Annotated in this window: 7 protein-coding genes; 5 read left to right on the top strand and 2 right to left on the bottom strand. The window is 50.3% G+C overall.

Annotated elements, in window-relative coordinates:
* Positions 1–127: 127 nt before the first annotated feature.
* Positions 128–1,324: an S-layer homology domain-containing protein gene (locus tag H582_RS0110645; protein WP_028598541.1), complete on the bottom strand. Its 1,197-nt coding sequence runs from the start codon at positions 1,322–1,324 to the stop codon at positions 128–130.
* A 22-nt stretch (positions 1,325–1,346) separates the two neighbouring features.
* A complete protein-coding gene (locus H582_RS0110640) occupies positions 1,347–1,772 on the bottom strand; it encodes a helix-turn-helix domain-containing protein (protein WP_028598540.1) in 426 nt (141 codons plus the stop codon).
* Between the two features lie 137 nt (positions 1,773–1,909).
* Between H582_RS0110640 and cpaB the strand changes: the two genes are divergently transcribed.
* From cpaB to H582_RS0110615, 5 genes are read left to right on the top strand one after another with little or no spacing between them, the layout of a single operon-like run.
* Entirely contained in the window at positions 1,910–2,575 is a 666-nt protein-coding gene (gene cpaB / locus H582_RS0110635; protein ID WP_028598539.1) for a Flp pilus assembly protein CpaB, read from the top strand.
* The gene (locus tag H582_RS0110630; RefSeq protein WP_028598538.1) at positions 2,572–3,903 is read left to right on the top strand and encodes a CpaE/TadZ family protein; all 1,332 of its coding nucleotides are present in this window, start codon (positions 2,572–2,574) and stop codon (positions 3,901–3,903) included. The genes cpaB and H582_RS0110630 overlap by 4 nt, the downstream gene beginning before the upstream one ends.
* Entirely contained in the window at positions 3,890–5,200 is a 1,311-nt protein-coding gene (locus H582_RS0110625; protein ID WP_028598537.1) for an ATPase, T2SS/T4P/T4SS family, read from the top strand. Before H582_RS0110630 ends, H582_RS0110625 begins: the two co-directional genes overlap by 14 nt.
* Before the next feature lie 26 nt (positions 5,201–5,226).
* Positions 5,227–6,081 (top strand): hypothetical protein, encoded by an 855-nt coding sequence (locus H582_RS0110620; RefSeq protein ID WP_028598536.1) that lies wholly within the window; start codon positions 5,227–5,229, stop codon positions 6,079–6,081.
* A gap of 5 nt (positions 6,082–6,086) precedes the next feature.
* Complete coding sequence (locus H582_RS0110615; protein ID WP_028598535.1) at positions 6,087–6,983, top strand: hypothetical protein; 897 nt, start codon at positions 6,087–6,089, stop codon at positions 6,981–6,983.
* Positions 6,984–7,005 lie beyond the last annotated feature (22 nt).

Here is a 7,005-nt window from a genome sequence, read left to right as displayed (position 1 = left end):
CCCCCGCCATTTCCTGTGAACGTTGCTGTGTTGCTGTCCGCAGCTGCTGCGGGAGGGAGTAGCATTACGGAAGGATCTATTAATGTAAATAAAAAAGAAAGCAGCAGTAGAACACTTAGTTTGCTTCTCATTCAGTTTTTCCCCCGAAAAGTCTACCATCTTGAATTCCTAAATCCAGGACGTAATGATCATCGCCATAGGTTTCGAAATAGAAATATTGTGCGTTATATTTCTTTGCTTCGACCACCGTTTCTTTTTTTATCGCGTAGAACACCCACATTTCCTTCGAATTAATTGTATCCAATCTGAAATACATTTCAGTAGAGAAAGGTCCTTTTTGGCTTGAAATATTGATTGCGGGGATGAAATACGGCGCGCCAATCATGCCTCTAAACTGACTGAAATAGTCTTTTACAATTTTCGTATTGCTCAGCTCAACCTTAAACGCCATCATGTATTCGTTTTTCCATTCCATGGTATTTGACTTTGTAATGCCGGTTAAGTTCAAAGGATCTAATTTTCCCAACGTCCCTTTCGGCAGCCAGCTCAGATAAGGGCTGTCCTTGTCATCCATATCCAAAATAAGAATCTGCTTGAATTCCCCGTTGATATAGTTCCGAATCTTCGCCTTGAACGGCAGCTGCCGGAACTTCCCTCCCCACATCGTCTCGACGTTCGTCCCTGTATAAGCCACTTCAGCGTAGGATGCTGCTCGTTTGTCCGAAGGGAGTATACCGCCAGCAAGTAAGGTTAAAATTCGATCTATGATGACGGTTGCTTGAGCACGGGTTGATTTTTCCTTTAAGCCGAGCTCTCCGCCGGCCAGTCCAGAAATGATGCCTCGCTTTGTTGCCTCGTAAACCAGTTGGGGATCAGTCGGGCTGCCGGTCCTCAATTTCTCTTCAACTGCTCGAACGGTAATTCGTGCCATCTCCTGGCGCGTGATAGACTGCGTCCAATTTCCGTTGAAGTCAGAAGCCTTATGGATTCCGGCTCCAATCGCAGCATTGACGTAAGGTTTGTACCAAGCATCACCGGCATTTGGTGAGCTGGTTTCGATTTTCAAGGCAGCGCTGACCAACTTCAGGAACTCGGCGCGGCTGACCTCTTTCTGCGGGCGAAACGTGCCATCCTCAAATCCGTTGACAAGACCGGCAGTCGTCAGCTTTTGGACAGATCCATAGAACCAATCGGTCCTTTTAACATCCTTGAAGGTTGAGGAAGTAGTGCTTCCTGCGGGAGCTGCTGAGGAAGTTACGACTGGAGAGAAGGGGAGAATGGCTGCTGCGATAGCGCAGCTCAATACGAGTTTGAATGTTTTCATTAAAGCATCTCCTTAACACGTGTTATGTGGCGCGGCTTTGTTTGGGGCGGTAAGGAATCTCGTTATTGGAAATCATCTTGCTCAGGACGCTCTTAGAGATGCGGTAGGTGCTACCAATCTTTAATGAAGGGATGATGCCTTGCTGCACGCGGCGTTCAAACGTTCGCTGATGCATCCCGGCATAGTCTTCTGAGTCTTGAAGGATTCGGAATGCTTCCTTGACCGTCAAAAGCCCCTCTGATAGAAAGGCGCGAATTGGGGGGAGAGGAGCTGTATAGAAATACTGGAGAACGGCGGAGAGATCGTAGCTTTTCCGGAATTTTTTGATTATTCCATCCTTGGTAAGCTGATTAAGCAATTTGCTGAAATAACTGTAATGCACCCCTAAGAGCCTAGACAATTCAGTTGCATTTTTGAGTTTAGGTGGGGGGTTTGGAAGATAAAGCATTGGGAATCCCCTTCCTTATCGTTATGTAAATATCTTCTTCCTGTGGTTAAATTATACCATTTTATCATTGTCGCCACAAGCACATTATGGTAACATAACCACATGAAGACAGGATAAGGGGGACTTGAGGATTATCTATGGCGGATAGGAAGAGAATTGCGCTAGGTCTTTCGTTGGTTGTTGTTGCTGGGGCTATAGGCTATATCGGCTTCGGGGGAGAAAAAGATGAAGTAAAGAAGATTCCGGTTTACGTTGCTTCAAGAACAATCACTCAGGGCGAGGAAGTCCAGACCGGATTGTACAAAAAGGAATTTGTTCCCGAAGCTGAATCATGGATGATTACCAACTTGGAGGAGATCAAGGGAAAGAAAGCCGTGCGGACCATTCAAGCCGGTCGAGTTCTGGACGACACGGACTTTTCCGATGAAAAGGATGCTGTCGCTTTTACTGGCGCGGAAGGCGAATACAGCATCCGTGTTAAGGCTGAGAACGTAAATGGAGGCCGGGTACAACCGGGGAATGTCGTGAACGTCCTATTCGTTCCATTCCCTCGAGGATCGCTGGGTCCAGATGAGGTTCCTGTAACGGATGGCGATGGCATTACCCGCGTGGAGGGGGTCGTCGTTCTTTCTGTGCGAACCCAGTATGCCAAAGATGTGAACGATGGGAAGGAACAGGATCTGAATAACGTTCCGGCAGCGGTGACGCTCAAAGTGACGCCTGAACAAGCAGGGAAGCTGGCTTGGCAGCAAGAGCACGGAACGTTGTCGATCTTTGTTCGCGGAGGGGATGCAACGCAATGAAGAGGATTTCGCGAGTTTTAATCGGGGTCTCCGATGCTGCTTACGAACGGCTTGAACGGCAACTGGAGATGTACTACTCCATCAGCTCAAATACGGCTAGCCAGGAGCAGATTTTAGATGGAATTCCGAGGTTTAAGGCGGAGGCAGTCATCATTGGAACTGGTCTACAAGGTGCGATGACGCAGGAAGATTTCTATCGGAGTCTCAAGGCCACTCACCCTGATCTCAAGGTCATGATCTACGCCGAAGAAACCGATCATCTCATCAGCGAGCAGCTGGCCGGCCGCGTTGCGATCGAAGAGCCGAGCTTCATGACGGCTCCCGTTACCAATCGAACGGAAGAGACTTCTTCGGCCGCCGATGAACAAGAGGTCGGTCAAGAGCAGGACTGGAACAATGCCAACCTCTCAAAACCTACTCACGCGGCTCGTCTGTCGCCATCGGAAATGATGCCTGACGATGAGGATTGGCAACGGTCCGTTGAAGCCACGGTCGACATCCATGGGTTCCATCGCAAGCTGGTTGTCGTGACCGGCGCAAGCGGGGGGATAGGGAAGACGGATCTGTCTATTAACCTGGCTGTCCGGCTTTCTGAGCAGGGTTTCAAGACGGTCCTGTGCGGCTTCAACCTCCAAAATGATGACGTTGCACGGCGGCTGGGGCTGACATACAAGCGTGGGAAGAAGTTGATGACGGCATTCGAGCTCCATGCTAGCGGCCGGCTGAATGCCGGGGCGTTGCAAGACGTCATGCAACAGTACCGTGGGCTGGATGTGCTGGTCGGAATTGAGCGCCCCGTGGAGTCTCAGGATATGACGGAATCCTTCTTCCAGGACATTTCCCGCATGCTCAAATCCAACTACGACGTCGTCGTCGTGGATACGGAAAACAACAGTTTTTCTCCAGCCTTCTATTCTCTGATTCGAATCGCGGACCATGTTCTTTGTCCTTGCACGTCGCACAACTCGGTTGCCGAACAGCTCCGAGACGAATTGGGGCGCTGGAAAGAGGCTCAAGACATCCCGCTGTCCAAGGTGGATATTCTCTTCAATAAATGCAATGAAGGGGGATTCATCACGAAGGAGACGATTGAGAAATACACGACTAGGGAAGTCATCGCCCAAATCCCTTATAGCAAGCTGATCCTGTGCGGTTCGGAACGGGAGGAGCCGGGGGTTCTGCGAAACGGAGGGGATGGTCGGAAAATTCGCCGAGAGATGGATAAGGTGGTTTTCCGCGTGACCGGGCTGAATCGAAAGGGCGAAGATTCCATCAAGCCAAGATTTTTGAGCTTGAAGAAGAAGGTGGCTGCCGTTGCTTCCAAGTAACCGACGTATTGATCTTCGGGCGCAGGAGCTGGAGTATCGGAAGATCGATCCCGTTTACCTCCGGAATACCAGCTTTACGGATATGGTGACACTGGTCAACCGGCAGCTGGTCGATCGATACAAGGAAAAAATCGAGCGCAAGCACTACGCTATGCTGTTGAAACGGGTGGAGAGCCTTGTTAACGAGTTTTCCCTATACCTGCCCGGTGTCCAGCAATCTCGTCTCGTCGAAATGATCGTGGACAGCATCACCGGTTACGGGATCTTGCATCCGTTCATAGCCGATCGAGCAGTCACGAACATTGAAATCGAATCGCCTTCCGACATTTACGTCATGCGGAACCAAAAATGGAAGCGGGAGCTCGTATCATTTGAATCTGTAAAATCGCTTGAAGAGTACATCTATCGTCTATTCAACCGGCTTGGCGGTCGTTTCACGACGGACTCCCCGCTGGGAAAGGTCGAAGATGAAGAGTGGAACTTGCGTATCCGGGCGGCCGGCTTTGACCTTCGGCCAGATTCGGCATCGCTTTCCATTCGGAAGCTCCGCAAAGACGTTCTCTCTGAGCGAGAAATTCGCTACGCCATGTCTCCGCACGTGGAGGAATTTTTGAGGTTTGCTATGCAGGCCGGCTTCACGGTGGGGGTCGTCGGACCGTTCGGCTCCGGCAAAACGACTGTTCTAGGAACGCTACTTTCGTGGATTCCGGCTGACAAGCACGTCGGACTGATTCAATCGGCCAACGAGATTCAGCGCGTGCATCCGATGATGCGTCGGGGACTGACGCGGGAGATTGTTGGTGAGCAGGGCAAGCGGATTGATGAAATGCGCCTGCTCGACTTTGCCAAACAAGAGAACTATCAGGTTCTCGCGCTTGGGGAGTTCCTGGACGAAGCGGCGCTAACAATGCTCCACATCCTCCAGATCGGCATCCATGCGCTTTTCACCTATCACGCGAACGATCCTAAAGGCGCTATTCACAGCTTCGTGTTCATGATGATGCGAGCTGGCCAAGGCTACGACGTCCATTATCTAGTGGACGAGTTGGCCCGAAACATGGACCTTGTCATCGTCATGGATCGGCTGCGTGTCAAGGAAATTGCCCAATTCACGGGTAAAGTCGACAACCAAATGAATCCAGTTTATGAAACGCTCTACAGCTTCGACGTCGAAGAAGAATCGCGCCATGAACTGCTTGGTAGCTGGAAGCGCGAAGAGAAGCACAAGCTCTGCGACAAGCTGCGCATGAAGGCTCTTATGAGCGGGGTTCGTCTGCCGACCGGCCTGAGTCTATAACACATGTTAAGGAGGAGGCTGCTTGATTGCTTGACCGACTTCTAATCGTCCTTGCTGCCGCGACAAGCATGTATTTATTTCATCGATGGACGCAGGCAAAAGAAGACGAATCCATTTTTGATGATTACTCGCATCCGAATCCGCCGATCTATGTGTACTACTACTCCAGTGGTATCAATCTAGGGATGACAACGTATTTTGCTCTTGCCTTCACAGCCGCGTTTCTCGCTGCTGCGCTGGCTCACCGGTTCCTGTCCCATATGCCGATTACGATTACGATTTTATTCCTGGGGTTGTTCATGGCCCGGCAAGTCATCGTAGTCAAGTCCGTCCGTCGAAATCAACGCATCGATAACGACGCTCCTGGCTTCCTGACGTTTTTCCATAACATGATGTTTACGATCAATAAACCTCTTTTTGCGCTCGAACGCTCCGTCCCTTATGCAGACCTGTCCTACAGAGCGACAATGAGCCTGCTGGCAACCAACCTACAGAACGGAGAAGATCCGTATCTGGAGTGCATGAAGGTGAAGCGTCAGTTTCGCAATCGGGTGCTTCGCGCCTTCCTGGATGACTTGGTTGAGGACCTGCTACATGGGAATGTGCTCAATGCTACGCTTCCACGGCTGATCGAACGATCTGAGGATCGGAAGCAATTCGCTGAGGAAAGGAAGATCGAGACCTTTTCCGGTGTTCTCATCATCTATATGGGACTGGCGTTTGAGCTGCTGATCGCCATCCTCTGCTTCGTTCTCAAGCCCGATATTTTCGGCATGTTCCTTTCAACCACGTTTGGACTGGTTTCCTTGTGGGCCATGATTCTAGTTTCGGGTTTCATGCTGCTAGTAGCTCAGCGGCTTATCCTGTTGTCGGAGGCGTAGGCGTCATGACTCTCTTCCTGTACGTGGTCCTCTGTGCCGTCGCATCGATCGCGTTCCTGGTACTCCCGATGATTCGGGCAGCGTTTCTGCCGGCCGCTCGTCGCATGCGGCGAGAGCTGCGGGAACCGACTCGCAACGAGTTTGAAGTAGCTGGAATTGATGGATTCGTGCAGCGGATCTTGCCTGCTGGCTGGTACGGACGCCTTGAATCCTATCTCATTCGGAATGGTCAGAGCTACGACTGGTCGCCCGGTAAGGCGATTCGGAACCTTGCTGTTTCTACACTAATCGGTCTAGCATTTTCCTTTTTCATGGTGCTGTCTTACTTCACCTTTCCGGAGCGCCATGTGAGTTTCATTTTAATCGCTATTCTTATGTTACCAGTATTCCCGCTTCTACCAATTCTAAACTTCCGAATGGGTAGGCAAGATTTTGTAACTAGAATCATTTATCAAACGCCTGAATTCTTGGACATTCTTGAGACGGACCTGGTACACGGAACCGGGAATGTAGAGACGGCCTTGACGCGAGCGAGGAGAGAATTGGACGGCGCGTTGCAAGGCGTTATTGAAAAAGCGTATCTTCATTTGCAACATGTGCCGGGGGACTATCCTGGAGCCGGTGAGATTATTCGCAAGCACATTCAAGTTCCTCTCTATGACCAAATGACACACATCCTCTCGCAGTATCAGTTGACGGGGCGAGCTAAGCGCAATATTGAGACGTTGCAACGGAGCTGTAGAGTCGAAATCGCCGGCGTCATCAAGAAGCAGACGCAAAAGAAGAATCTGCTTCTAACAATAGTAACGATGGGACTCCTAGTGAATCTGATTCTACTTATCGGCGTTCCTATTCTGTTCTACATGCTAGATGTTCAATTGGATTTCGTAACGGCAGGCTAAAGATTGATTTTATTGAAAGGAG

The sequence above is a fragment of the Paenibacillus pasadenensis DSM 19293 genome (assembly GCF_000422485.1).
In the GTDB taxonomy this organism is placed as follows: domain Bacteria; phylum Bacillota; class Bacilli; order Paenibacillales; family Paenibacillaceae; genus Paenibacillus_O; species Paenibacillus_O pasadenensis.
Note: the sequence above shows the minus strand (reverse complement) of the source record. Positions and strands in the feature narration are given on the sequence as shown.

Excerpts from the sequence above, each read along its gene's own strand:
- H582_RS0110645 (WP_028598541.1), bottom strand. The coding sequence starts at position 1,324 with ATGAAAACATTCAAACTCGTATTGAGCTGCGCTATCGCAGCAGCCATT.
- H582_RS0110615 (WP_028598535.1), top strand. The coding sequence starts at position 6,087 with ATGACTCTCTTCCTGTACGTGGTCCTCTGTGCCGTCGCATCGATCGCG.
- H582_RS0110640 (WP_028598540.1), bottom strand. The coding sequence starts at position 1,772 with ATGCTTTATCTTCCAAACCCCCCACCTAAACTCAAAAATGCAACTGAA.
- cpaB (WP_028598539.1), top strand. The coding sequence starts at position 1,910 with ATGGCGGATAGGAAGAGAATTGCGCTAGGTCTTTCGTTGGTTGTTGTT.
- H582_RS0110630 (WP_028598538.1), top strand. The coding sequence starts at position 2,572 with ATGAAGAGGATTTCGCGAGTTTTAATCGGGGTCTCCGATGCTGCTTAC.